Raw genomic sequence first — 26,329 nt, forward strand, 5'->3', positions numbered from 1 at the left:
CTACGACGGTTCAAACAGCAGTCGTGCAGCGCCTTGAATCCGCACCAGAGGTTGAACAGAGCGAGGCAAGGGAGGGAGATGAATTACAGTTTGCTCGCTATCACAACCCAATAGGTCATGACGATTAGAAGCATAATTCCACACCACATAAGGTTGACAAACCTCTAGATCCTTTAAAGACTGACTTAATCGATGATGCTCGGCTAAAATTGCTGGTTGATTCTGAACCACACCAATAAACTCAGTATGCCGAGCATCTTTGAGTTTTTTCTGGGCTGCAACTACCCGTTTTCTTAGGGTACGGAGTTCTCCCATAAACTCGGTACGTCCGAGAACATCTTGGTATTTAATCCATAATTTGAACACCCAAGCTAACCAGTCTGCTAAAGCTGTGGGCATTTCTAGAAATCGGAGTAAATGCCCTGTAGGAGCGGTATCCAGGATAATCAAGTCTTGCTCTTGATTCTCTAGGAGTTCCATCACTGCTAAGAGGGCTAAAATTTCATCAATCCCAGGAAAGGAGAGGGAGACCAGTTTACGCCAAGCTTCCGGGCCATAGAGTAATTGTAAATTCTCTTGGGTGGGGGAATCGCCACTGATCATTTCCGCGAGTTCCCACAGATAGGCTTCGCGAAACTGATTGAGCAGGACTTGAGAATCGATTTCAGCGGCTGTGAGGTTGGGGAAATCGATCGCCTGGGGATTGTGGTCTAAAGGCTGTCCAAACGCATCCCCCAAGGAGTGGGCCGGATCGATCGAGATTGCCCGCACTTGACTTTCAGGATGGGTTTGAGCCATTCCCCAGGCGATCGCCGCTGCAACAGTGGTTTTACCCACTCCCCCTTTACCACCAATGATAATTAAGCGGCGCTGTTGGGCAATAAAATCAGGTAAACCCGGTGGGATGCGATCGGGCCAAATCACTTCAGTCGAGGTAATCCTTGCATCCTGCACCCCTACCGGTGACATCTGAGCAATGACCCCATCTAACGCTGCACCTCCCAACGGAGGACTCGGATATTGAGTAATTCCCAACAGAGGTAAACCCTCTGCAAGTTTCTGAAATTGCGGTAGAATCTGTTGCTGCTCTGCATAGCGGTCTCGATCCTCTGGCGATAAATCTTCCGATCTCGCTACCAACCGATTCACCCAAACCCCTCCCAAGGGAATCTGCAACCCTTGCAAAGAAGTCACAAAGCGCCGAGTTTCTTCTAAACTCATGGCTTCGGCAATTCCCACAACTACGCAACGGGTGCAGTCTCGATCTTGTAATAAGGCCCGTCCCGTTTGCAGATCGGACTTCATCTCTTGTAAAAACTCATCCCCTCGATCCCCTTGATAACGCCCGGTAAACGCTTGGCTGATAGCGCGATGTTTCTCCTGGAATAAATCCAGTGCTTCTAAAAACCGATCGAGAAAATCCATTAATCCCAAAAGATTGAGCGCATGACCACTAGGAGCCATATCCACCACCACCCGATCCACTTCTTGCTCCCGCAACAAGCGCTGAATTTCTAAGATTCCCATTAATTCATCGAGTCCCGGCCAACTTAAATCCCAGACGGGGGTTAAATCTTCGGCCGCGGCAAAACTTCCTCGTTCAACGAGCAGTTGTAGGACTTCACCGTAGCTCTGTTTGAATTCTTGTAATAATGCTGCTGCATCGAGAGCTTGCACTTCTAAATTGGGCAGATCGGGCAGAGAAAGGCGATCGCCGGTAACTGGACATTGCAACACATCCCCTAGGGAGTGAGCCGGATCTGTTGAGAGCAGCAACACTTTCTCTTGGGGAAACTGCTGACCCCAATACCGGGCAAAACCACAGGAGAGTGTTGTTTTCCCCACTCCCCCTTTACCACTCAAGAGCAATAATTCTAGGCGATCGTATGGATTCATATAAGTTTCTTGCGTCCTAATCCCCTATGGTACAACCAGAAGCGTAAGGTTTTGCAGCGATCGCGTTTTCTAGATCCATACCTCCTTTTCACTCGAGTAATCCAGCGAAAACATCTTGGACGCTCAAGTGTAATTCACTGGCAAACTGGGGCACAGGAAGAACCTCTTCGGGGCGATCGCATCCTTGAGGCTCTTGTTGAGGACAATAGACAAATACGGTATGCTCATCCGGATCGATTAACCAACCCATTTGTGTGCCATATTTGAGACCATGAAGAATATTTTTAATGACCTTGGTTTGACTTTGGTCGGGAGAGAGGATTTCAATTACCCAATCTGGAGCAACAGAAAAGACATTAGAAATTTCCCCATTGCGATCGCGGGGAATCCGTTCTTTGAGAAAAACTGAAATATCGGGAATAATGGAGCGAGCGCCAAACGTACAGCGCAATTCTGGAAAAGCACGAGCAATACCTTTGGGTTTAACTACTTGGTTGATCGTGGCAACTAATTCTCCCTGAATTGTACTGTGTTTTCCCTGTGGCATGGGTTTCTCAACAATTTGACCATCAATATATTCACATGCGGGTTTTGTTTCCGGCAACTTGAGAAACTCCACTAAGGTTAAAGGTTTAGAGGATAGTTGTATCATGGATTATGCTTTTGAATAACTTGGCTAATCAAGCAGTTATTCTAACCTGTAGGGGTCAACGGCCGTTGACCCCTAGATTATGTTGCCAATAGGGCAAGATTTAATGCAGGTAGAATTCAAGGAAGAGCATCAGGGAAATTTCTTGTTTTTATGGACGAAAGGAAGAACTGGAAACGCTGGAAAGTTGGGTGAGTTGCTCTCGCTTAATCTTGCTGCTGGGACTTCCGGGAATTGGTAAAACATCTCTGGCGCTGAAATTGATCGATCGCATCCAAACTTAGTTTGATCGCATCCTCTATTACAGTCTCCAGTTCTCTCCGCCCTTAACGGCGACTCTCAGGCATCTGTTGCAGGTTCTCACGGACTCTGAAGAAGCTCCCCATGAATTTGAAGCGTAACATGAAGAACTCTTGAAGGCTTTGAAGCGCGATCGCCACCCGATCATCCTCGACGATCTCCAAACTTTTTTGCACCACAGCAATCGGCTGGGCACTATCTGCCTAATTTAGAGAATTATCGCACATTACCCAAGAATTGAGGGGGCAAGTTGCGAGATCGCCAATTCAACGCTAACATTAAGAAAAGTTAAAATTCTTGACACAAGTTCCCAAATATGGGTTGAAATTGCGTCAACCGACTCTCGCATAAGGAGCAACCGTAGTGATATCCCAAGCAAACTTAGCCCCAACTGCCCTAGAAACGACCCAGGAACGAGATACTGAGCGGTTTTTCCGAGAAACAGTAGGGCGTTGGTTTTCTCAGCGACGCTACTATACGCTACCAGATGGAGACCCCCAAGAAATTTCCAGTATTATTGAAATTACCTATTTACCCCAAGGAAGCGAACCCCTACGGCATTTAGCTCGGTTACATCAGTTGGAAGATGAGACTATGCTGTTATTCGGTTCTGTAGTGAGTTGGGACGCTCAAGAGTCTGTTACAGGGAAAAAGCAGTCTAAGGGAGAAACAGTGATTGGGGTTTTAGGAAACTTGTTATATCGCGATCGCGGTTTTGCCACCTCTAAACCCGTTACAGCAGACTATTATCTCCCTAATCCCCACACCTTGTGCTTGCGCACTGAATACAACCAGTCGGTGTTTGAAGAAGAAATTAAACTGGTGGGTCAGCAATATCGCACCAGGCAAACCATTATCTCCCGTGCAGGAGAAGAACAAATGATTGGTCAATATCTAGAAAAACGGCTTGATTAAACCCATTACTAAGGGGGGTGAGCTGCACTCGAAATTGCCTCGATCCACGATCGTAAAGCATAAGGCGTGAGTGATAATAATACTTGGGGTACTATCGTAAGGAGTATAAATATAGTGTGGCGAACCCTAATTCTATCCCTTCTCTCATTCCCTATCTTTTTAGGTTCAGGGACGACTGTTGCTGAGGCTCAAGTGGCTGATGTACCAGCTTTCGACAATAATGGTGACTTTCAATCATCTCGTGTGCTTGGCAATCGAGGAACTTATCAACAGAAACAATGGTTGGTAGTCGATCCCGATCCAAAGGGTTTAAATTGTCGTGATAACCAGTTTTCTGTTGTCGTGACTCTTGGGTATGGTTCAGTGGTAGATGCTGTTTTTAGCAGTAACCAAGACAATGCGATTAGATCGATCAATGGTAATCCCTGGCTTCGGGTTTCTGCCAGTTTTCTTGATATCCAAACTCGGAATACTGGTGAGCGTTTAGACACTTACATTTGTTATGTTCGTGCCAATAGAGAGTATATCGCACCGATTAACCCGGACTCACAAGACCGATAAGCGACCAGGAGAGGCGATCGCGACTCATGTGGTTAATGTAGTGCATGAGAAAACTCCTGTCATTGTTGTGCTTGAGCGCTGCGATCTACCCTAATAGCGCTAAAGCACAACAACGGAGGAAATATAAAGCACTTTTCTCTGCCATATCAGGTACATTAACGACTGTTTTTAACGATCGCGAGAACAGCGAAATACTCCACCCAATCTGTTGCTTGCTCTCCCTATCTCCCCATCCTGACAAGTGAATGATTTTCACGATTGTGCATCCATAGACCCTCAGAGCGCCCTAAATTTCATAGAGTCATCTCATTCTCCGTGTCCCTGTGTCCCCGTTTCTCCCTGTCTTCCTGACTCGAATCTTAAAATCATTCCCTTGAAAGATCTCCCCATCCCCCTATCACAAAGCAAAGCGCTGTAACTGACCGCTAGTAGGAGTGGATTTCCAACCCACTCCTATCGGGAATTAATAATAACTGCCGGTTTTGCGATGGTGAACGGCGGTTACCCCAGTTTTATCAAAGACTTGACCGCTCTCAACGGTGGCGTAAACCATCCAATGGTCGCCGCATTCCATGCGATCGCCAACCGTACATTCAAGATAAGCGAGAGCATCTTTGAGAATCTTAGCGCCATTTGATGCCGTTTCCGTTTCCAAGCCCACAAACCGGTCTTCTCCTGGGGCAAACTTGCGCGTAAATTGGCGAATTAAGGGACTATTTTCCGGCAAGATATTCAGCACAAAGCGATCGCCCGAATGGGTTAAAGACTCCATCGCCCGATCTTTGGCCACTGCAACCGTTAACCCTGGCGGATTAAATGTCGCTTGAGACACCCAACTGGCGAGCATTCCACTATGTAACTCTCCCCGATGAGCTGAAACCACGCATAGCGATCCGACCACCCGGCCGACTGCTTGAGCGGTGCGATCGCTACTTGATACATTCACCGATCGCTTGGGAGTGCGTCGTTTGAGATCTCTCTTCAACTGTTGAGCAAAATCAATCCCAGCTTCCTTACATTGCTGCAAAATAGCATCCGTAGGAGCAAACTTGACCCGGATCGGCTCAAAGCCAAACTTATATCCAGCATCCTGTAACTTGCTCTCTAAAATATCGATCGCCTCTCCACTCCAACCAAAGGAGCCAAATACACCCGCTAATTTCGTTTTCGCCGCAGTTGATAAGACAATTCCCAAAGCGGTTTGGACTTGGGTGGGGGGATGTCCCGCTAAAGTCGGAGAACCTAAAATAAAGCCGTCACACTTCTCTACCTGGGTCTGAATTTCAGCCGGATCGGCCAGTTCGCAATCGATTAACTCAACAGCGACACTCGATTTCGTAATTCCACGGGCGATCGCCTGAGCTAATGTTCCTGTATTTCCATAAGCCGATGCATAGATTAAGGCTACTGATAAATCCTGTCCGCTTTGCTTCTCACTCCAACTATGATAGAGCTGTGTTAACTCCTGTTTTCCATAGCGTACCAAGGGGCCATGGCCAGGAGCATAAAACCGAGTGGGTTTATCTTTGATCCGGCCTAGAGCCGTCAACACCTGTCGAGGTTGGGCGGCATGGATACAGTCATAATAATAGCGTCGGTCTTCACTATAAAGTTTCCAGCCTTCATCAAATACTTGATCTCCGCAGACATGAGCGCCGAAAAACTTATCGGTAAACAAGATTTGTGATACAGGGTCATAGGTGCAGATGCCATCAGGCCATCGTGGGGTAGGGGTAGGGATAAACTGAAGGTGATGACCTTGTCCTAGATCTAACTCTAGATCCGATCGGTTCACCAATTGCACCTTGACCTGTAATTCTTCGTCTTCCCACAGTTTATCCAGGGCTAACTTAGCTGCTTTTGAGCAAACTAAGGTGAGTTTAGGAGCAAGTTTGAGGAGTGCTTTCAAAGTTGATCCCCGATTAGGATTGAAATGCTGAACGATCGCATAATCAATGGAGGCTAGATCGAGCCGCTCTTGAAGGGCTTTGATATAGTTCTCAGTAAAGGATTCTCCAGGAGGATCGATCAGGGCTATCTTATCGCTTTGAATCAGAAATGAGTTTGCCGTCGTTCCTTTTTGTAGGGAATATTCGACTTCAAATTTTAAACGATCCCAAGTGCGCGATCGCAATAGGGTAGTTTGGCGATCGAGATAAACCACTTGGACATCACGGGGTTTGGTTAGGGAGGACATAAGCTCAAGGCGGAGTGCTTCGCGCTAGGGAATAGGGAATCGGGTTATGGTACATGGCTTTGGGGATGCAACATTGTATTTGACGGGCAGCGGATTCATGTCCGCGATAGGCCAAAACACTGTAACCGTAACTTGTACTAAAATACCATGCATAATGGGTGCAATTAGGGAATAGGCATTCTAGAAATCGAAAAAAACTGAAGCGCAAAGCGCTATAATGGTGGGCTGGCTGATAACGGATAGAGAGAGATGAAAGTGGGACAGAAAACTCGTGTGGGGGCGATCGGAGGTGGACAATTAGCCTGGATGATGGCTTTAGAAGCCCAAGCATTGGGGATTGAATTGATTGTACAAACCCCTAAATCGAGCGATCCAGCCGTCTCTAGAGCTTCGGAGGTTATTTTTGGGGCGATCGCCGATGCGGGGGCTACAGAGCAGTTAGCACAGCGCTGTGAGGCAATCACGTTTGAAAATGAGTTTATTGATTTAGACGCTCTCTTTCCTCTAGAAAAGTCAGGGGTCTGTTTTCGTCCTAGTTTGTCAGCTCTCCAACCCTTATTAGATAAGTACGATCAGCGCTCTTTTCTTCGAGATTTAGGGCTTCCGGTTCCCTCGTTTCAGAATTTAGATTGGCATCAGATTCCGGAAAATCTGCATTTTCCTTTGGTTTTGAAAACGAGAAGACAGGGCTATGATGGCCAGGGAACTTTGATTTTAAAAGATTGGGATCAGTTCCATCAAGCGGCAAAAACATTTGCTGATGTCTCCGTTTTATTAGAGGAATTTGTACCTTTTGAACGAGAATTAGCAGTGATGGCGGCTCGATTTTCCTCTGGGGAAGTTGTTGTGTATCCAGTGGTAGAAACGAAACAAATAAATCAGGTGTGCCACTGGGTGTTAGTGCCGGCTCAAGTCGAAGAAAAGGTGCGACAAAAAGTTGAAGAAATTGCCCATACATTGCTCAATAAATTAGATGTGATTGGAATTTTTGGTATTGAGTTTTTCTTGACAACAGAATACCAGGTATTAGTGAATGAAATTGCCCCTCGTACCCATAATTCGGGGCATTTTAGCTTAGATGCTTGCCAAACGTCCCAGTTTGCTCAACATTTGCGATCGGTGGCAGATTTACCCGTGGGCGATCCGAGTTTGAAATCTGCCGGAGCAGTGATGGTGAATTTATTGGGCTATGAAGATTCAGAGAGTGAATATATAGAAAAACGGGAGGCATTAGCCCAAATTCCGGGGAGTCATGTCCATTGGTATTGCAAACCTGAAGTGAGATCTGGACGCAAGTTAGGCCATGTTACCGTCTGTACCGATAGCACAGAACGGGAGGCGTTGGTGGCGATCGCCGAAAAAATTGAATCGATTTGGTATCCAGGATAAGAATCTCTAATCTCCCCTAGCCGCCCCCGGAAAATTGGCTTACAATAGCTCTCAAGATAGGCTGCGGCGTTGGTGACTGCCAATAACGTTTTATGATCTATGCTTGACTTAATAAGGGAACTGAACCGAGATCCTAGCAGCAGTAAACCGAGCCAGTACTCGGAAACGAATGCGGGGACTTCAGTACCCACCTGGTAACCCCAGGTCAAAAGCTGAGGCAAGACGGCGTTGCGGTCTATCTTATCAAGGTGGGGAAACAGCAAGAGGTAAAAGAAAAACTGGTTCTACCTTGCTCTCACCACAAGAGACTTAAGTAATGATAAAATCGGGAACGCGCTGCAAAGGAGCGCACTTGTATTTTTCTCTACGGCAACTCCTATGACCCAAACCTTTAGTGTTGAAATCAACCACCAAGGAACAACCTATACCATTGAAGTTCCTGAAGATCGCAAAATTCTAGAAGTGGCGAATGAATATTATGAAAAAGACAAAAATTCTGACAAGAAAGCAGAAGAAAAATGCCCCGAACTTCCCCAGTCTTGTTTAGCTGGAGTCTGCGAAACCTGCGCTGTATTACTGACGGAAGGAACAGTGCGCTATGGGGATGACAATGATGCGATGGGGTTGAGTCCTGAATTGCGCGAGAAAGGATATGCTCTGTTATGTTCTGCTTACCCTCAATCGGATATTAAACTGGTGACCGAAAAAGAGGATGAGGTGTATGACCTCCAGTTTGTAAAACAGTAAAGTTGCAACACAAAATTACCCATTACCAGCGCGAAGCGCCATAAAGATATGACGACTCACTTTATTACAGCCGAAATAGATTTACAAGCTACACCCAACCAACTGCATCAAGAAATTGAAGCCGAACTGGAAAAGCGGGGAGAACCTTTGCGTTGGGCAGTGACTGCCGTGGATGAAGAGCAGCAAAAGGCGACGGTAGAAGCGGTGGTGATCCAAGAGGCGTGAATCATCGTCCCTATACGGTTGTTTTAATTATCCCGACGGGCATTGGTGCAGCCATCGGGGGCTATGCAGGAGATGCCCTACCTGTAGCTAAAGCGATCGCCTCCATAAGCGATCGCCTGATTTCCCATCCCAATGTCCTGAATGGTGCATCCCTCTATTGGAATATTCCCAATGGTTTGTATGTGGAAGGCTATGCCCTAGATCGGTTTGCTGCCCAAGACTGGGGACTGCGCCCCGTAAACAGTAACCGCATTGGCTTACTGTTAGATCGGGCGATCGAGCCAGAGTTACGCACTCGTCATCTCCAAGTAGCCGATGCAGCACGGGCAACCTTGGGATTAAACATTACTGGATATATAATTACCGATCGCCCCTTAGAAGTCCAGTTAACCCAGGGAGAAAGTCAAGCCAGTTGGGGAACCCTGGGCAACCCCGATAGCTTGCTCCGAGCGGCTGAAAAACTTAAAGAGGAACAGGGAGCAGAAGCGATCGCCGCAGTCGCCAGATTTCCCGACGATACCGACAGCGAAGCTTTACAAAACTATCGCCAAGGACAAGGTATAGACCCCATTGCCGGCGTAGAAGCCATTATCTCCCATCTTGTGGTTCGCACCTTGGGCATTCCCTGCGCCCATTCTCCTGCCCTACAACCCTTACCTCTCAATCCCCAGATCTCCCCCCGTTCTGCGGCGGAAGAACTCGGATATACTTTTCTCCCTTGTGTTTTAGTCGGACTCAGTCGTGCCCCCCAACTGCTGACTCCCCTGACTCCCTATCATCCCCAACCGACCGATATTTGGGGAGATCGAGTGGATGCCGTCGTGGTTCCCGCAACGGCCTGTGGGGGGAGTGCTATCTTAAAGTTAAGTCAAACCTCGACTTGCATCATTGCCGTGAGTGAGAATACAACCGAGATGCGATCGCCTCCAGAACTACTCAAAATCCCAGTGGTGCGAGTAAACTCTTATTTAGAAGCCCTTGGAGTCTTAGTCGCCCATCGGTCTGGGGTAAGCCTAGAATCTCTTGGGCAGAACCTGTTGCCTTTATAGCAATTTGCTCTTCTATGGAGTACAGCCTAAAGGCTTAGACCCTAAGCAAGGCAAGCTTTTGCCTAGCGCGAAACGCTATATAGGGGAAGGGATAAGCGACCCCAAAATTGACCTTTCTTCACCTAAACGCCTGTGAGTGACCAACATAATCCAGACTTGGAACCCATGACTCGATCGCAAATCCTGATTGCCATGGGAGTGACTGCCGTTATTCTACTGATTATCGCTAAACTGTGGTTGGCGATCGGTTCGATCGTGCATCTTCGCGCTCAATGGGAACTGGGTAAACTGGCGATCGGTATCTTGCTTGGTCTAGGGATTACTGCTGCTAGTGCCCTAGTTTATAGTGTATGGCCAGCCTATCGCCAAAGTGCCGATGTTTACCTCGGTCTTGTTCTCAAACCCTTAACCTATCCCGATATTCTCTGGTTAGGCTTACTGCCGGGTTTAAGCGAAGAATTTCTCTTTCGAGGGGTGATGCTCCCTGCCCTAGGATTGAACTTTACTGGTTTGATCTTATCAAGCCTCTGTTTTGGTGTTTTACACTTGAGTGGTAGCAATCAATGGCCGTATGTCATTTGGGCGACCCTAGTCGGACTAGCCCTAGGATATAGTGCTTTAGCCACCGGTAACTTACTGGTTCCGATTTTAGCCCATATTCTCACGAATCTAGTCTCTAGTTTCACCTGGAAAATGGGCAATCCAACTTAAGCCGTTAATCTTCTACTCACTCCAGCTTTTTAAATTCAGCTAGGAGGTTCAGGTGAAACCACACCCATACAATCCCCATCAGATTAGGGTAGCTCTAACAGCCTTAGGTTTATGGAGTTGCCTACTTTTGTTTGGGTTAGTGTTTGCACCTTTACATGGTGTCAACAGCTTACAGCAGATTTATCCTTTAATTAGCATTCTACTACCTCTGATGCTCCTCTCCTACTGGGGAGGATTGAAAGTAGGGTTAGGGAGTGCTATATTAGCGAATCTAATTCTTATCTATAATTATTTTATCCCTGGCGATCGCCTTGTTTTCCCCCAGACCCCTTTAGAATTGGGTTTATCGGGGTTCCTAATGTTTAGTCTGGCTCTTTTCATCGGTCATACCCAAGATCAAAATAAATCCCTGATCAGCAAGCTCCAAAATACCCAAAATTCCTTAGACAAAAGTTTAGATAGACTCACCAGCTATAATATTCTGCTTCAAGAACTACTTCGAGAAAGCCATGTTTACTATCAATCTTTAGCTGATATTCTACCCCAAATTATCTATCGGGTCGATTGTGAAGGTAAATTAACTTTTGTCAATCAAGCCTTTTTAAAAACCCTGGGACATGAACAGACAGAGATTATTAATAAACGCTTAGATCAAATTTACCCTCCAGAGTTAGCCCAAAAATTCATGAGTGAAGATCGATGGGTTCAAGAAACAGGAAAGGGGTTAGATAGGATCGATTCTCAATGCTTTCCCTCTAGCGATCGCCCCCATTATTTTCATGTCATTAAAACGCCCATACATAATGCCCATGGGGCTATTGTTGGCACTCAATCTGTGAGTTTAGATATTACTGAGCGTCACAGCATTTTAGAAGCCTTGCAAAAAAGTCAAAAACGCTATGAATTGGCAACCCAAGCAGGCAAAGTTGGCATTTGGGAATGGGATTTTATCGAAAACACTTTCAAATTAGATGCTAGTTTGCAACAATTATTAGGATATCATACTGAAGATAAACAGCCAGATTTTAAAGATTGGTCAAAACGAATTTATAGCGAAGACAAAAGAAGCTTAGTCCAACAAATCCATCGAGTCATCAATGGGGAAATGAAACACTATGAAATCACGAAAAGACTCATTCATAAAAATGGCACTATTCGTTGGTTTTTGTTGCGCGGTAGTGTACAAAGAAACGAGCAAAACCAAGCTGTTCAGTTAATGGGCACAGGGACTGATATTACCGAATTTAAAGCAACTGAAGAAGCTCTAATCAAAGCGGAGAAGAAATATCATAGTATTTTTGAAAATGCCATTGAAGGTATTTTTCAATCTACGTTGGATGGGGCATTTATTAACGTTAATCCTGCATTTGCCAAGATTTTAGGGTATGCTTCACCTGAAAATCTCATACAAATTATTGAGAGTATTCAAGAACAAGTTTATGTGGATTCACAACAGCGCGATCGCTTGATTACTCTGATTGAGGAAAAGGGAGAAGTATTAGGGTTTGAATCTCAAGTTTATCGTGTTGACGGGAGCCAAATCTGGATTTCGGAAAATTGTCATGCCGTGCGAAGTAACAAAGGTCATTTACTATACTTTGAAGGGACAATTGAAGATATTACAGAGCGCAAGAAAGCCCAAGAGATTCTAGAATATCATGCGTTTCATGACCCATTAACCGGACTGTGTAATCGTTCAGCATTGGTGGGTAAAATTGAAGAGTGTTTAACTCAAGTTCTGGGAAAAACAGGACATTTTTTTACGGTTTTAATGATCGATCTCAATCGCTTTAAGATCATTAATGATAGTTTAGGTCACTTTGTGGGAGATCAACTCTTAATTAGTGTGGCGAGACGATTAGAAACCTATGTGGCTAATTGTGGAATTGTATCTCGATTGAATGGAGATGATTTTGCGGTTCTGATTCCAGAAATCCAGAATTATGAGGAAATTATGGAATTAGCAAATTGCATGGAAGAAGCACTTGCCCATGAGCCGTTTTGGGTGCAAGGTCATGAAGTATTTCTCAGTGCTAGTATAGGCATTGTTTTATCCCATCATGCGTCTACCGGATTGGTGTATGAGGATGCCGAACGTTTACTCAAAGATGCAGATACGGCGATTCATCATGCCAAACGCAAGGGTAAAAATCATCATCAATTGTTTGATAGTACCATGCGATCGGTCGATGAATGTCAGTTTCAGCTAGAAATGGATTTGCGTCGGGCGATCGAACGACAGGAGTTTTGCTTGTACTATCAACCGATTATTTCTTTACATACCGGAACAATCAGTGGATTTGAATCGTTAATTCGGTGGAAAACCCAGGACAATCAAGTGATTAGTCCCGGTCGGTTTATTCCTTTAGCGGAAGTAACGGGTTTGATTGTGACCATAGGAGAATGGGTGATTGATGAGGCCTGTAGACAAATTAAGCAGTGGGAAATCGATGGATTGTTATTCGATCCCTTCTATGTGAATGTGAATGTGGCGGGTCGCCAGTTTTCTCAAGCGGGCTTGGTTGATATTATTATGCAATCTTTGCAACGTCATCAATTGCCCCCGAATTCTTTCCAAGTGGAAATTACGGAAGGGTTAATGATGGAAAATTTGGACTCTGTGGTGAAGCAATTATGCCAACTGCAAGAGTTAGGAGTCAATCTTTGTATTGATGATTTTGGGACGGGACATTCGAGCTTAAGTCGCCTGCAGTTGTTTCCTATTGATACCCTGAAAATCGATCAGTCGTTTATTCCTTTACGTTCTGAGGTGGAAAAAGATTGGGAGTTGGTGAAATCGATTGTGAATTTGGGCCATAGTTTGTCGATGCATGTGGTGGCGGAGGGGGTAGAAACGGTGGAACAGCAGCAGAAGTTGACGGAATTGGGGTGTGATTATGGACAAGGGTATCTGTTTGCGAAACCCTTGAGCCAGGAGGCGGTGAGAGAGTTGTTACGGCAAAGTCCCGTTTTCTAAGGTTTCAGAAATCTTCTGACTTGTTCTAAGATGCGTTCGGAAGCGTGACCATCTCCAAAGGGGTTAATCGCGGTTGCCATGCGCTGATAGAGGTTGGGTTGAGAGAGGAGTTCAGAGGCAGCATTCAAGATAGAGTGAGACTCTGTACCGACTAAGCGGGCAGTGCCAGCGGCGATCGCCTCTGGACGTTCTGTCGTCTCCCGCAGTACTAATACCGGTTTGCCTAACGAGGGCGCTTCTTCCTGAAGTCCTCCAGAGTCGGTTAGCACAAAATGACAGGCGGCGATCGCCCCCACTAACTGGGCATAATCTAAGGGTTCCGTTAAAAAGATGCGATCGTGGTTGCCGAGTATTCGCTGTAAGGGTTCGCGCACTGTGGGATTGCGGTGTAAGGGCAAAACCAGGGCGGTATCTGGGAATTTGGCTAAGATTTGTAGGAATCCTTCGGCGATCGCCTCTAACGGACTGCCCCAATTTTCCCGCCGATGCACCGTCGCCAATAACACCCGATATTTAGACCAGTCTAACCCCCCAATCTCACACCCACTCTGAGATTCAGCCACCTTCAAGAGCGCATCAATGACCGTATTTCCCGTCTGATGAATCTCTCCCACCACCCCAGAGCGCTGTAAATTCTCCACCGCCAACTCCGTAGGGGCAAAATGTAAATGGGCTAACTGGGAAATCAAGCGCCGATTCGCCTCCTCTGGATAGGGATTCCAAAGTTGATCCGTGCGTAATCCAGCCTCCACATGGGCAACCGGAATTTTCTGGTAAAATGCCGCTAAGGTCGCTGAAAATGCCGTGGTCGTATCTCCCTGTACAATGACCAAATCTAATCCCAACTCCACAAACAGAGCTTCTAAACCCTGCAAACTGCGACAAGTAATATCCGTAAGCGTCTGTTTCGGCTGCATAATCTGCAAATTATGGTCAGCCGTTAGCCCAAATAACTCCATTACTTGGGCGACCATCTCTTGATGTTGACCCGTTAAAATAACTTCAGTCTCAAACTCTGGAGCTGCTCTAAACTGAGCGATCGCAGGCGCTAACTTAATCGCCTCTGGGCGAGTGCCCACAATAATCCCAATTCGCCAAACTTTAGACATACTTTATACAAATAAAACAGAAAAAAAGGAGTACAATGGAAAATTAACTGGTTTCCCTTGGATGCCATCTTACACCTTAACCTTTTGATGCATCGATCGCCGATGCCCGAAGTTTTATAAGACACATGCCCAACCCCCCGTGAATTCATTCCGAGGATGAAGGCTAAAGTGTAGGTTAAAACCTGCACTTACTGATGTATTGTACAGGACTTAGCTATGACCCAATCCCCCCAGAAAAAACCGCCCTCTCCTCCTCCTCGTCCCCCGGCTCCTCCCCCGCGTGCAGCCACTAGTGCAGATGGAGCTACCCAACAAATGCCTGCCAGAACCATGCCCATGAATCCCCAGGCAGCGAAGGCAGCCAAGGCTAAGGCAGCTCCCCCTCCAGGAGCAGCGCCCAAAGCCGCCAAGCGGTCAGCGGCTAAAGCAGGGCCGAGTCCGGGTAATCCCACCCTCCAAGAAATTGTTAAACGAGCCGACGAAGATGGGGTCTCTGATATCCACGTAGGGGTTAATGAAATTCCTCGCTTTCGGAAACGGGGTGATATTACCAGTCTGGAATATCCCAGAACTGACCTGAATACCTTCATGAGCTGGTTGCGAGAATGTATGACGGATGAAGAAATTCGTCAATTCCAAGACCACCTCGATTTTGACGGTGCATTTGATTTTGGCTTTGTGCGAATTCGGATTAATGTCTTTGATTCGTTGGCCGGACCAGCTATGGTGCTGCGCTTGATTCCATCGAATATTTTGACGATGGAACAGTTGAAATCTCCAGAAGTGTTCAAGGATATCTGTCACTATCACAAGGGGCTGATTCTGGTGACGGGGCCCACGGGTTCCGGGAAATCGACCACCATGGCGGCGATGATTGACTATATCAATCGGAACATGGCCCACCATATTATTACGATTGAAGACCCGGTGGAGTTTGTCCATGTGAGTCAGAAATCCTTGGTAAAACACCGGGAAGTCGGCCGTCATACCCGCGAATTTAAGAATGCCCTGAAAGCGGCTCTGCGGGAAGATCCGGATTTGATGCTAGTGGGGGAAATTCGGGATAAGGAAACGATGGGAATTGCCCTCAAAGCTGCCTCTACCGGTCACTTGGTCATGGGAACTCTGCACACCAATAGTGCGGTAAAAACCATTGAGCGGATCATGGGGATGTTTCCCCCGGCAGAACAGCCCGCCCTGCGAGTGTCTTTGGCGGAATCTTTGGTCTGTATTGTTGCTCAAGGTTTGTGTAAAACAACGGATGGGAAGCGGGCGGCATTCCATGACATTATGATTGCTACGGATGCGGTGAAAGAGTATGTAATCAAAAATGACTTAGAGGCCATTACCCAAATTATGCTTCGGTCAGAGTTTGAAGGGATGACGACGATGAATAAGGCTCTGTATAATCTCTATCAAGAGGGTCGGATCACGGAAGAAACGGCCCTAGAGAAATCGCCAACGCCAAATGAAATGGCCCAATTCCTCCGAGGTCGGATTTAATTTAGACTAAGGGAATGATGGGTTCTGAGTCATTCAAGGCGATCGCCCTATTCACTCCTGGGGGGGACATTGTTTACTGCATCGATCCGAGTAAACGGAATCGATGGCATATCGATCTGTGTGCTAAATTGCAGACGCTTTTGGATCTGAGTGCTGCCCCCCATTTTTTGGTTCCCTGTTATACGGCAACCCTAGATCGATGGATCGATCCCCACACTCAGCAAACCCATTGTGTGGCTGAAGCTTATCCCCTGGTGTTTGATTATGCACCGCTGTTAAATGCGCTCTTTGGCTTAGAGGTCGAGTGGAAACGGGTATCTTGTGATACTGAGATGTGCGATCCGATCGCGATCGCCTCCTATTACGAACAATTTCCCCAACTCTGGGAAGATCATGATTGGGTGGTGCGAGTCCAACATCGCTCTGTAGAAGAGAGGCAACCGGACTTATCCCTAGAAGAATTCAACCCCCACGGCTATATTTTTCGCTTATTTGTCTCTGGAAATCACAACACAACAGAGCGACTGTTACACAAAGTTCACTTGTTTTTAGAACAAAGTCTTTCTCAACCCTACACCCTGAAGGTGATTGATATTCTCAAACATCCCGATCTCGCCGAACAGGATCAGGTCTTAGCTACCCCCACCCTACTCCGGGTTTGGCCTCAACCCATGCGTCGCGTGGTCGGAGAAATTGAATATCAGGAACAACTATTTCGCCTGATTCATTAGGGAATGGGGAGAGCTAGATATAATAGGCGTGAGTTTCTGAGGTTGAGCTATGACAGAGGAAACGCGGGAAGAAGAACAAGAAGAACAGCGATCGGAATCAGTAAAAATTGATAACGCATCCGCTCGCCAATGGATTCGCGGACCGTTGTTGACCTTTGTGCGCTGGATGCCATTAGGAGCCACTGGTGGCCCATTTATTGCCTTCCTCTTACAAGAAGAGTGGTTGATGGCAGTGCTACTATTACCGGTGAATGCGGTTAGTGTCGCTTGGGGTGCTTATTCTGAGAGCTTTTTGATAGGTTTAGCTGAGATCTATGAGGGGAGAGGCAAGGAAGATGCGAAAGGTTTAATTAACTGGATAGACCGGACAAATAAAAGGATTGAAGAAGCGATTCAATGGCAGTTGGCGGGAGTCGATGAGAAATACTTAACGCTGCAAGGCAATACCTGCCGAGACTTTAAGATGGAAGGGTTTAAGCCTGGCTTAAGTATCTTTACTCCCTTACTCAATGAAGTCTTTGTTCCCTTGGGTTTAAGCAATGCCTTTATTCGCAACTTTGAAGGGTACTCTTTGCCCCTCTTTGCAGGAATGAAGTGGAATCGGAAAAAGCTCGAAAAATTACAAGAAAAAGGCTTACAGATTTGGGAGATTTTAAGACAAGCGGAGAGAATTGAAGCCTATCGCCGGTTAGCGATTATTTCCTGGGGTGGATATGGGAAAACGACGCTGTTGCGCCACATCACCTATATTTATACTGAAAAGAAAGAAGGAAAATATAGAGCGCCGAAACTATTGCCGGTTTTATTATTGCTGCGTCATTGGCAATCTGTAATTGTGAATGAAAGTCAGTTAACGCTACCCCAACTCATTGAAGAGTATCATATTCCTCAGCTACCTGGATATGACAACTTAAATCTCCCCCCCAATTGGGCTAGGAACCATCTGCGAGACGGTAAACTGTTGGTGATGATTGATGGGTTTGATGAGGTCAAAGAAGACTGGCGGAGTAAGGTTAGTGAGTGGATTGGCAAAGAAATGAATCAGTATCCGCAGGCTTATTTTATTCTCACCTCCCGTCCGTCAGGGTATACGTCGTTTTCTTCGGAGTATAAACTGAAGGCTGAGTTATTTATTCAGCCGTTTAATCGCCATCAGCAAGAGAGATTTATTCAGAATTGGTATGGATGCCAAGAGAGATATGCGAGAGGGGGAAGGAATACTCCAGAGGTGAAAGCGGAAGCAACAACAAATGCCAATAATTTATTACAGCAGTTAGAGCAGCGTCCGGAACTGGATGACTTGGCGAAAATTCCCCTGTTGTTAAATTTAATTGTGAATGTTCATCGGTCTTATCCCGGTGAAAAATTACCTAAGCGGCGCAGTGAATTATATCGAGAAGTGATCAGTTTGCAGTTGGGTAATCGTCCTTTAGCGAGGAATATAGACTTGCTGTTACCGGCGGATGAAGCGCAGAAAAATTTACAGGGATTAGCATTGTATATGGTACTAAAAAATAAGCCAGAAATTGATTATCATTTGTTATACTATTGTATCAATGCTCTAGTGACCAGGATTGATGCTTCAGTAGATACGAATGCTTTTATTCAACAACTGGTTGATGTGAGCGAACTACTGGTGAAACGCGATAATGGTTATCAGTTTGCTCATTTAAGTTTTCAAGGATATTTAGCTGCAAGCGAAATTATTCGCATTCATAAAGAGGTGTTATTAATCAAAAATTGGCAAAAGTCTTGGTGGCGAGAAACGATATTGTTGTATGCGGCACAAGTGAATCCCAATCCGTTTTTGAAAGCGTTAATTAATGTGGGTACGTCAGAGTCTGTTGCTTTGGCTTATGATTGCATTCAAGAAACGCCTCGCAAAGTCTCTCCAGAGATAGAAAATGAGTTACAAGAACTAGAAGCGAGTGTTAGTAATTTATTGTTTCGAGATTTGCAACGTTATCTGAGCAATAGAGAATGGCGAAACGCAGACGAGGAAACAACCCGTTTAATGCTGCAGTTAGGCGATGATGAAAATAAAGGGTATTTGGATGTCGGTGATTTGCGCAAGTTTCCCCGCGATGAGTTACGAGCAATAGATGAGCTGTGGGTAAGATATAGTGATGGCAAATTTGGCTTTTCGGTACAAAAGCAAATTTGGCTTGACTTGGGAGGGAAATTAGACGATTATAATTACGATACGTTTGGAAAACTCGGCGATCGCGTCGGTTGGAGAAAAGAAGAGGAAGGATGGTTGAAATATCCCGAAGATTACACTTTTAATACAAACGCACTACACGGACATTTGCCTGGCGTGAGTTGGAGTGTAGGGAGTCGGGGTGTTAGGATCGTGGGTGTTATTTCATTTCTCTTCTCTAGACTCTAGCACATAAGGGAGTTACAGAATTATAAAGATTTATTATCAATCAATTGAATACGCTAGTTTCACGCTTTCAGCATTTCATTACCTGCTATATCAATGAACAATGAACAATTAACAATGGTTCTGAATATCAAGTCTGAATCATCAATTACGATATGTCATTGCGAATGAAGCGCCAGCGCAATGAAGCAATCGCAAAATTCCCGAATCTTGGCGATTTCTTCCCTGCGATCGCAATGACAACTCAAATCTATCAATCAACAATATACCTCATAGCAGCGCGAAGTGCTGTATCCTGCCCACCTTACGATAATTTGCTTGTCACTATTACCCATTACCAGCTAGATTAGCGTTTCCAGGCTAAAGTTAAGCCATCGCCAATGGGGACTAAACTTAACTCAATTCGCTCATCTTTTTTGAGCGTTTGATTAAACGCTCGAAGGGCTTTGGTGCGGGGATCGTCTACTTGCGGATCGGCGACTTTTCCTGCCCATAACACATTATCAATGGCAATTATTCCTCCGGGACGCACCAAGGTTAAGGCTTTTTCGTAATAATTAATATAATTGCGTTTATCGGCATCAATAAAGGCAAAATCAAATGTATTGTTTTCTCCGTTCGCTATCAGTTGATCCAGGGTGTCTAGAGCGGGAGCAAGGCGTAAGTCGATGCGATCGCTAACTCCTGCCTTTTGCCAATAGCGACGTGCTATATTCGTTACCTCTGCATCCACATCACAAGCCACGATCTGACCTTCTGGAGGGAGTGCTAAGGCCACAACTAGGCTACTATATCCTGTAAACACCCCAATCTCTAAGGTTTTTTTTGCCCCCATTAACCGCACTAGAAACGCCATAAACTGACCTTGTTCCGGGGCAATTTGCATTCCTCCCCCAGGATTTGCAGCCGTTTCTGCTCGCAGTTCGGCTAAAATCTCCGGTTCTCTCAGGGAAACTTTTTGTAGATAATCATACAGCTCAGGGGTTAGATTTAACGATTTTAGGGACATACCAAAATCATCACTTTAAGAACTTTAGACTTTAGACTGGCTCTCCAGCAACTCTAGAATACCACGCTCATCAAACTCAGCCGTTAACTCTAGGAGGCGATCGCTAAACGCTTCATATTCGCTTTTCTTCTCTTTTAGCCGATAAGCCGTTTCCTCAATCGCGTCAATATCTCCAATTTTCAGCGCTCTATAGAGGGGTTGTAAATACTCTGGCTTCGGCACAATCATCGGCGATGGATCGGAGGGAAGCAATGAGGGCTTCTGTTCATAAATCCATTGTAAGTGGAGATAGCGCTTCAAAGCAGTAAACAACTTTTCCATATCCAACGGCTTATCTAGAAATTCATTACATCCAGCGGCGATCGCCAAATTCTGATCTCCTAAAGACACAGTTGCACTCACCGCCAATACCGGCAGATCTTGTGAATAGGATTCACGAATCCCTTTAGCAAATTCATAGCCATCCATCTCTGGCATTATAATATCCGTCATCACTAAATCAGGAGCTACTTTCACCAATTTTTCTAATCCTTCTCGTCCATTTTTAGCCTCTGATATCACAAACCCCAAGGGAGTTAAAATTTCATAAACAACGGTTCGATTCAGGGTTTGATCGTCAACCACCAGAATCTTTTTCGGTTCCCCTTGATAACCGATAATTTTACCTTGTTCTAAAATCGCAGCACGGCTTACCCATTCATCAGAAACCTCTAGCTCTACTTCAAAAACAAACTTACTCCCCCGCCCAAATTCACTTTCTACTTCAAGGTTACTTCCCATCATCGTCACAATTTGCCGACAAATAGTTAACCCCAAACCTGTTCCCTCTGACTTCCTAGACTGCGAACCCACCTGTTCAAACGGCAAAAAAATCTGCCCCAATTGTTCAGGAGTCATCCCGATCCCTGTATCTTCAATCACAAAGCAAATTCTAACTCGATGAGAATCCAGATCGCGATCGCACACATCCACCTTAAATGTCACCGCACCTCCATCGGTAAATTTAATCGCATTGCCTAATAAATTCAATAACACTTGTCGTAGACGCTTTTCATCTGCTTTTACCCCGACTGGCAAGCAATCATCGATCAATATTTTCAGATCAAGCCCTTTACTGGTTGCTTTTACTTTTGCCATTTCTGCTACAGCTATCAAAAAAGATGGAAAATGAAAATCGCTGTTCACCAAATTCATTTTCCTAGCTTCAATTTTAGCCAGGTCTAAAATATCATTAATTAAAGTCAATAAGTGAGATCCTGCTTGGTGAATAATCGTCACTCCCTTACGATAGTCATTGAGATCCTGAGCGCGATCCATAATTTGGGCATAACCGAGAATACCATTCAAAGGGGTACGCAACTCATGGCTCATATTAGCTAAAAATTCACTTTTAGCTTGGTTTGCACTATCGGCTACTTTTTTCGCTTCCGCCAATTCTGCTGTTCGCTCTTGTACTCGTTGTTCCAAATCTGTAAAATAGGCTTTCAGTTGACTTGTCATGCGATTAAACGCATCTGCTAAGGTTTTCAGTTCTGTAATATTACCCTTTTTAACCTGTTGATTTAAATCTCCATGAGACATTAATTCTGAAGATTGAACAAGAGCTAAAATAGGTTGGCTAATCCAACGAGATGTATAAATTCCCAGGGTGATAGCAATTCCTAATGCAGCTAAACAAAGCCATGTCGTTCTCACTGTATTGGCATCAATTTCCGCCATAAAATCTGATTCAGGAATCACCACCAGAATCAACCAATCTAATCCCTGTTCATTTCCTAAGGGAGTAACTTGTAAAAAATACTTTTCTCGATCGATCCAAAACTCCAATTGTTGGGTTCGATCGATTTGACTCAGTTGTAAAAACTTTGCTTCTAAAAATTGGCTGGCTTCGCGAATGGATGCCCTTGAGCTTTCGCTGGCTTCTAATCGCTTCAGTTCTTGGGTTATCTCATCTTTAAGATAAGGAGATTCCTGGGTTGAAGATCCAATCACATAGCCAGATCTTTCCATAATCACAATTTGACCGGATTGCCCTACTTTAATCGAGGCTAAAAACTGGTTAATTACATCTAAGGGAATATCCACACCAGCGACACCGATGAATTGATCCTCTGGATCAAAAATAGGTTGAGCAGCCGTAACGCCTAAAATATTATCAGCGTAGGTATAGACCTCACTCCAGACTTGGCTATTTTCTTTAACTGCTTTTTGATACCAAGGTCGTGTCGTGGCATCAAAAAAATTGTAGGTGGTCAGTACATCAGTGAAGTTACCTTGAGAATCGGCTGGATAACTGATCAATTCTCCAGGTTCCAGATTTTCCGTAAATTCCCAAACAAAAGCATCGTTGATCTCATATCGACCAGCACCTGCAAATCCTCCAACTTTATTTCCTACATAAATGTAAAGGGGATAATTTTGACCAAAGGCATAGCTTTGATTTAAAAATTGGCGATTTAACGCTTCAATATTATTCAAATCTAGCCATCCTTGTTGAATGGCATGAGCATTGGCTGCATTAATTTGATGGGGAATGGCTAAATAGTTGTCGAGATAGCTCTGAACGCGCCCAGTGATTTCAGTTCGCAGTTGAGAGGCGACATTATTCACTGCTTTTTTTCCATTTTTTAAAGAAAAATAACCGGTTAGTCCAACTGCGGCAAAAATCTGTATCAGAAAAGGAATAACCAGAACCAGACGAAGAGGAAGCGATGGTGAGGCTTTAGAATCGCTCATGAGTTGGTCTCCAGTTTTTAGTAATAACTTAATTATAGATATTTACTCAAGTATACTAACCTTATGGGGGCGATTGTAAATGTTATCTAGATTACGACTCAACTCGGTTAGATTTTTCGTTATTAAAGTTCAATTAGGAGAGTTGCATTCTATCAACTCTCCTAGATTCTGATTAGCGATCGCGGCTAATCAGTAGCAACTGTGCTAGTTGCAACACTGCATATAATGCGGTGGCCACATAAGTCCAAGCAGCCGCTTGTAGAACCGCCTTAGCGCCTCGATTTTCTTCTCCTTGCAGAATCCCTAGATTATCAATTAACTTCAGGGCGCGACTAGAGGCATCAAATTCTACCGGCAGAGTAACCACATGGAAGGCGATCGCGCCCACAAATAATCCGATTCCTAAATTAATCACTAAGCTAGAAATTGTACCTAAACCGCCCAAAAATAACCCTAAAATCACGAGCATCGGGCCAAACTGAGAGCCTAAATTAGCCACGGGCACTAAATTTGCCCTTAGATTCATAAAACTATAACCCTTCTTATCTTGCAATACATGACCACATTCATGGGCTGCCACCGCAGCAGCAGCTAAAGAAGAAGAATTATAGATCCCTTGAGAAAGGCGTACCGCTTTCGCATTCGGGTCATAATGGTCGGTTAATTCTCCAGCAACCGGTTCAATACTAATATCTGTAATTCCCATTTGATAGAGAATGGTTTGAGCCACTTCTGCACCCGTCATTCCCATACTAGAGGGAATTTGGGCATAACGCTGATAGGTGCTACGGATTTGGTTTTGCGCCCAGAACATTAAGAGTATTCCTGGGATCAGGATTAGATAGGAGCTATAGTAAGACATACAAGAATCAATCTCCAAAACGCTCAAAGTGATAGCGCGACGCGCCAGTAAGGGTTTGAGTGCCTTAATCTCAGAATTGCTATTGAATCTAGTATAGTCTTGAACGTTTGAAAACCGCATTGTAAGGGAGATACGGTTTTCTCGAATGTGAACCGAATCACCGATTAAAAGCCGGATGCTCAGGGAGAGATCTAGTGAGAAACCGCCCCTCTAGCTGTTATTGAAAACAACAAAACTGCCGTAGTCTAGCGGATTCTACTACTGACATGAGAATATCTGTAGCTACCGGTTTGACCAAATATCCATCTACCCCTAAATGGGATTCTTGATATAACCAACTGGGAGCATGACAATCCGTTAGGGCAACAATAGTCACACCACATTTTTGGGCTTGCTTTCGTAATTGATTCACAAAATCAGCCGACCATTGATGGCAATTTCCTGATAGAATCACTAAGGACGGAAGGGTTTGACTCGATAGAGTCACGGCTTGTTCGGGTGATTTGGCGATCGCGACTCGACAAGGGACATGATTGAGCAACGATTGCAAGAGGTTGAAATCGTCTAACTCTTGCCCTAAGACTAAAACATTATTTTTTAAAGTTTCCATATTCCCGTTAAATCTCATGACTGGTGGCTCAAGAGCGACTAACGGTTCCGGTTCTCTTGAGATGGATATGCAATTGATCCTCTGACCCTATCATTTCAGAAGATCTCGATCGATCCCCCATAATTTCCAGTTTTTTTCGGTTTTACCCCACAAAAATTCAATCATAAACATTTACAAGATGCTTACAAGAGAAAAACTTCCGACTATTCTAAGTTTTATAAAGAATTACATCGAAACTTGAAACGGTTTAATAGACTCTATCAAGGCGATAGGGCACAATACTTGACCCATTCTCCATTCCCAGTACGTAGCACTATAGGCGTTTTGCCAATCTCAATTTTGCCGATCGCGCACGGGGATTGTTTTGGATTTCTTCTGCGTGAGGAATTATCGGTTTTTTGGTCAAAACGGTAAGTTCTGCGGAGTCCTTAAAGTAATGTTTAACGCATCGGTCTTCTAGGGAATGAAAACTAATCATCCCAATGATTCCCCTAGGTTTTAGCCAGTGTGAAGCGAGATCTAGAAATTGGGGCAAAACAGTTAGCTCTTGATTCACTGCAATCCGTAGGGCTTGAAACACTCGTGTAGCGGGATGAATCCGCCCATGACGGGCGCGAGGAGGATAACAGGAAGCGATCGCCTGTGCCAACTCAGTCGTCGTGTTAAAGGGACGTTTAGCCACAATAGAGCGAGCAATACGCCGGGACAAGCGCTCCTCACCATATTGATAAAAGATATCTGCCAATTCCTTCTCATCCCCATGATTAATCAAATCCGCAGCCGTCAGGGATTGCTGTTGATTCATCCGCATATCCAAGGGGGCACTATGGCGAAAACTAAACCCCCGTTCCGGGATATCAAATTGGGCAGAACTGACCCCTAAATCGGCAATAATACCATCAAATTGTTCAGCATTACCTGGATAATCAACAAAATTGCCCTGCCAAAATGTGAGCCGATCGCCATACTCAGATAAAGCCAGTTTAGCCGCCTCTAGTGCCTGCGTATCTTGGTCAATAGCAGTTACCCAGATATCCCGACATTCGGCAAACAGCAGCAAGCTATGCCCTCCCCCTCCCACCGTCGCGTCCAGATACTTGCCCCCTGGACGCACGTCTAGACCTTCAATTAACTCCGATCCTAAAACAGGAATATGTACAAACTCATTACCCATTCCCTATTCCCTAATCTAAAACTCTCCAGCGCCCCAACCTTCAACTTCTTGAGCCGCACGAATCAGAAAAGCCGATAAATCTTCCAGTTCTTCAGAAGACATCCACTCTGGACTCACTTCACGACAGGCATATTTTTGATAGTCCCCTTTTTGTTTTAAGGGAGCGCGTAGATAACCCACCATATTATTGATGTTATCCAAGGGAGGAGTAGAATTGTGCAGAGACTCTAAAGACAAGGACTCATAGTCACTCAGCAGGGTAGTGCCCCCTAAATGACAATTTTCACAATTTTTGTTAAACAGAGTTTTCCCTTCCGATAACTGATCTGGGGTCACCGTTTGCGTATTACCTGCCGTATCTAAGGGAATTTCTACCGGATCGAAGGCTTTTAGGAAACGGATGACATAGCGATCTGAAGCCAAAGCTGAAGGGGTGGCTAGAGTCCAGAGTAAACCGATGGTTAAGGCGATCGCCACCACTGGACGCAGCCAACACCTCCATTGTCGCCCACTCTCAGCCAAAAAAACGTTTAAACCCAATTTGAATCGAGGGAAATTAATCATGAACTTTAGATAAATCAACATTAAGAGCA

At 45.0% G+C, this 26,329-nt stretch carries 21 protein-coding genes and 1 other RNA gene; 12 read left to right on the plus strand and 10 right to left on the minus strand.

Annotation, left to right across the window (positions count from 1 at the left end; all coding sequences use genetic code 11):
• Nucleotides 1-1,896, minus strand: coding sequence for an ArsA family ATPase (locus J7545_RS16410; protein ID WP_318701833.1), 1,896 nt, complete (start codon nucleotides 1,894-1,896; stop codon nucleotides 1-3).
• An 88-nt stretch (nucleotides 1,897-1,984) separates the two neighbouring features.
• Nucleotides 1,985-2,548, minus strand: a complete 564-nt coding sequence (locus J7545_RS16415; RefSeq protein ID WP_318701834.1) for a Uma2 family endonuclease — start codon at nucleotides 2,546-2,548, stop codon at nucleotides 1,985-1,987.
• A 660-nt stretch (nucleotides 2,549-3,208) separates the two neighbouring features.
• On the opposite strand from J7545_RS16415, the gene J7545_RS16420 reads away from it, so the two are divergent.
• A complete protein-coding gene (locus tag J7545_RS16420) occupies nucleotides 3,209-3,760 on the plus strand; it encodes a phycobiliprotein lyase (protein ID WP_318701835.1) in 552 nt (183 codons plus the stop codon).
• A 114-nt stretch (nucleotides 3,761-3,874) separates the two neighbouring features.
• Complete coding sequence (locus J7545_RS16425) at nucleotides 3,875-4,321, plus strand: hypothetical protein (protein ID WP_318719873.1); 447 nt, start codon at nucleotides 3,875-3,877, stop codon at nucleotides 4,319-4,321.
• Nucleotides 4,322-4,784: 463 nt separating this feature from the next.
• On the opposite strand, the gene J7545_RS16430 is transcribed toward J7545_RS16425, so the two are convergent.
• On the minus strand, nucleotides 4,785-6,518 hold the full coding sequence (locus J7545_RS16430) for a diflavin flavoprotein (RefSeq protein ID WP_318701837.1): 1,734 nt from the start codon (nucleotides 6,516-6,518) through the stop codon (nucleotides 4,785-4,787).
• Nucleotides 6,519-6,767: 249 nt separating this feature from the next.
• On the opposite strand from J7545_RS16430, the gene J7545_RS16435 reads away from it, so the two are divergent.
• From J7545_RS16435 to J7545_RS16465, 7 genes are all read left to right on the plus strand, one after another.
• The gene (locus J7545_RS16435) at nucleotides 6,768-7,907 is read left to right on the plus strand and encodes a 5-(carboxyamino)imidazole ribonucleotide synthase (RefSeq protein ID WP_318701838.1); all 1,140 of its coding nucleotides are present in this window, start codon (nucleotides 6,768-6,770) and stop codon (nucleotides 7,905-7,907) included.
• A gap of 55 nt (nucleotides 7,908-7,962) precedes the next feature.
• Nucleotides 7,963-8,148: non-coding RNA, 6S RNA (gene ssrS / locus J7545_RS16440), on the plus strand.
• Nucleotides 8,149-8,285: 137 nt separating this feature from the next.
• Entirely contained in the window at nucleotides 8,286-8,654 is a 369-nt protein-coding gene (locus J7545_RS16445) for a 2Fe-2S iron-sulfur cluster-binding protein (RefSeq protein ID WP_318701839.1), read from the plus strand.
• 48 nt (nucleotides 8,655-8,702) lie between these two features.
• Nucleotides 8,703-8,879: a hypothetical protein gene (locus J7545_RS16450; RefSeq protein ID WP_318701840.1), complete on the plus strand. Its 177-nt coding sequence runs from the start codon at nucleotides 8,703-8,705 to the stop codon at nucleotides 8,877-8,879.
• Complete coding sequence (locus tag J7545_RS16455) at nucleotides 8,876-9,928, plus strand: DUF3326 domain-containing protein (protein ID WP_318719874.1); 1,053 nt, start codon at nucleotides 8,876-8,878, stop codon at nucleotides 9,926-9,928. The genes J7545_RS16450 and J7545_RS16455 overlap by 4 nt, the downstream gene beginning before the upstream one ends.
• Before the next feature lie 132 nt (nucleotides 9,929-10,060).
• On the plus strand, nucleotides 10,061-10,639 hold the full coding sequence (locus J7545_RS16460; RefSeq protein ID WP_271941967.1) for a CPBP family intramembrane glutamic endopeptidase: 579 nt from the start codon (nucleotides 10,061-10,063) through the stop codon (nucleotides 10,637-10,639).
• 52 nt (nucleotides 10,640-10,691) lie between these two features.
• Nucleotides 10,692-13,616: an EAL domain-containing protein gene (locus tag J7545_RS16465; protein ID WP_318719875.1), complete on the plus strand. Its 2,925-nt coding sequence runs from the start codon at nucleotides 10,692-10,694 to the stop codon at nucleotides 13,614-13,616.
• On the opposite strand, the gene wecB is transcribed toward J7545_RS16465, so the two are convergent.
• Nucleotides 13,613-14,725, minus strand: coding sequence for a non-hydrolyzing UDP-N-acetylglucosamine 2-epimerase (gene wecB, locus J7545_RS16470; RefSeq protein ID WP_318701843.1), 1,113 nt, complete (start codon nucleotides 14,723-14,725; stop codon nucleotides 13,613-13,615). The genes J7545_RS16465 and wecB overlap by 4 nt on opposite strands.
• A gap of 216 nt (nucleotides 14,726-14,941) precedes the next feature.
• Between wecB and J7545_RS16475 the strand changes: the two genes are divergently transcribed.
• The 3 genes from J7545_RS16475 to J7545_RS16485 are packed head-to-tail and all read left to right on the plus strand — an operon-like array spanning nucleotide 14,942 to nucleotide 19,348.
• Entirely contained in the window at nucleotides 14,942-16,228 is a 1,287-nt protein-coding gene (locus tag J7545_RS16475) for a type IV pilus twitching motility protein PilT (protein WP_318719876.1), read from the plus strand.
• Between the two features lie 14 nt (nucleotides 16,229-16,242).
• A complete protein-coding gene (locus J7545_RS16480; protein WP_318719877.1) occupies nucleotides 16,243-16,959 on the plus strand; it encodes a circadian clock KaiB family protein in 717 nt (238 codons plus the stop codon).
• A gap of 49 nt (nucleotides 16,960-17,008) precedes the next feature.
• Nucleotides 17,009-19,348 (plus strand): NACHT domain-containing protein, encoded by a 2,340-nt coding sequence (locus J7545_RS16485; protein WP_318719878.1) that lies wholly within the window; start codon nucleotides 17,009-17,011, stop codon nucleotides 19,346-19,348.
• A gap of 343 nt (nucleotides 19,349-19,691) precedes the next feature.
• On the opposite strand, the gene J7545_RS16490 is transcribed toward J7545_RS16485, so the two are convergent.
• From J7545_RS16490 to psbV2, 6 genes are all read right to left on the minus strand, one after another.
• Complete coding sequence (locus tag J7545_RS16490) at nucleotides 19,692-20,354, minus strand: class I SAM-dependent methyltransferase (protein ID WP_318700440.1); 663 nt, start codon at nucleotides 20,352-20,354, stop codon at nucleotides 19,692-19,694.
• A 24-nt stretch (nucleotides 20,355-20,378) separates the two neighbouring features.
• The gene (locus J7545_RS16495; RefSeq protein WP_318700439.1) at nucleotides 20,379-23,090 is read right to left on the minus strand and encodes a hybrid sensor histidine kinase/response regulator; all 2,712 of its coding nucleotides are present in this window, start codon (nucleotides 23,088-23,090) and stop codon (nucleotides 20,379-20,381) included.
• A gap of 172 nt (nucleotides 23,091-23,262) precedes the next feature.
• Nucleotides 23,263-23,952: a zinc metallopeptidase gene (locus J7545_RS16500; RefSeq protein ID WP_318700438.1), complete on the minus strand. Its 690-nt coding sequence runs from the start codon at nucleotides 23,950-23,952 to the stop codon at nucleotides 23,263-23,265.
• A gap of 217 nt (nucleotides 23,953-24,169) precedes the next feature.
• Nucleotides 24,170-24,562 (minus strand): response regulator, encoded by a 393-nt coding sequence (locus tag J7545_RS16505; protein ID WP_318700437.1) that lies wholly within the window; start codon nucleotides 24,560-24,562, stop codon nucleotides 24,170-24,172.
• Between the two features lie 313 nt (nucleotides 24,563-24,875).
• A complete protein-coding gene (gene rsmH / locus J7545_RS16510) occupies nucleotides 24,876-25,736 on the minus strand; it encodes a 16S rRNA (cytosine(1402)-N(4))-methyltransferase RsmH (protein ID WP_318700436.1) in 861 nt (286 codons plus the stop codon).
• A gap of 15 nt (nucleotides 25,737-25,751) precedes the next feature.
• The gene (gene psbV2, locus J7545_RS16515; RefSeq protein ID WP_318719879.1) at nucleotides 25,752-26,300 is read right to left on the minus strand and encodes a photosystem II cytochrome PsbV2; all 549 of its coding nucleotides are present in this window, start codon (nucleotides 26,298-26,300) and stop codon (nucleotides 25,752-25,754) included.
• Nucleotides 26,301-26,329 lie beyond the last annotated feature (29 nt).

The sequence above is a fragment of the Roseofilum sp. SBFL genome (assembly GCF_017746885.1).
Classification (GTDB): domain Bacteria; phylum Cyanobacteriota; class Cyanobacteriia; order Cyanobacteriales; family Desertifilaceae; genus Roseofilum.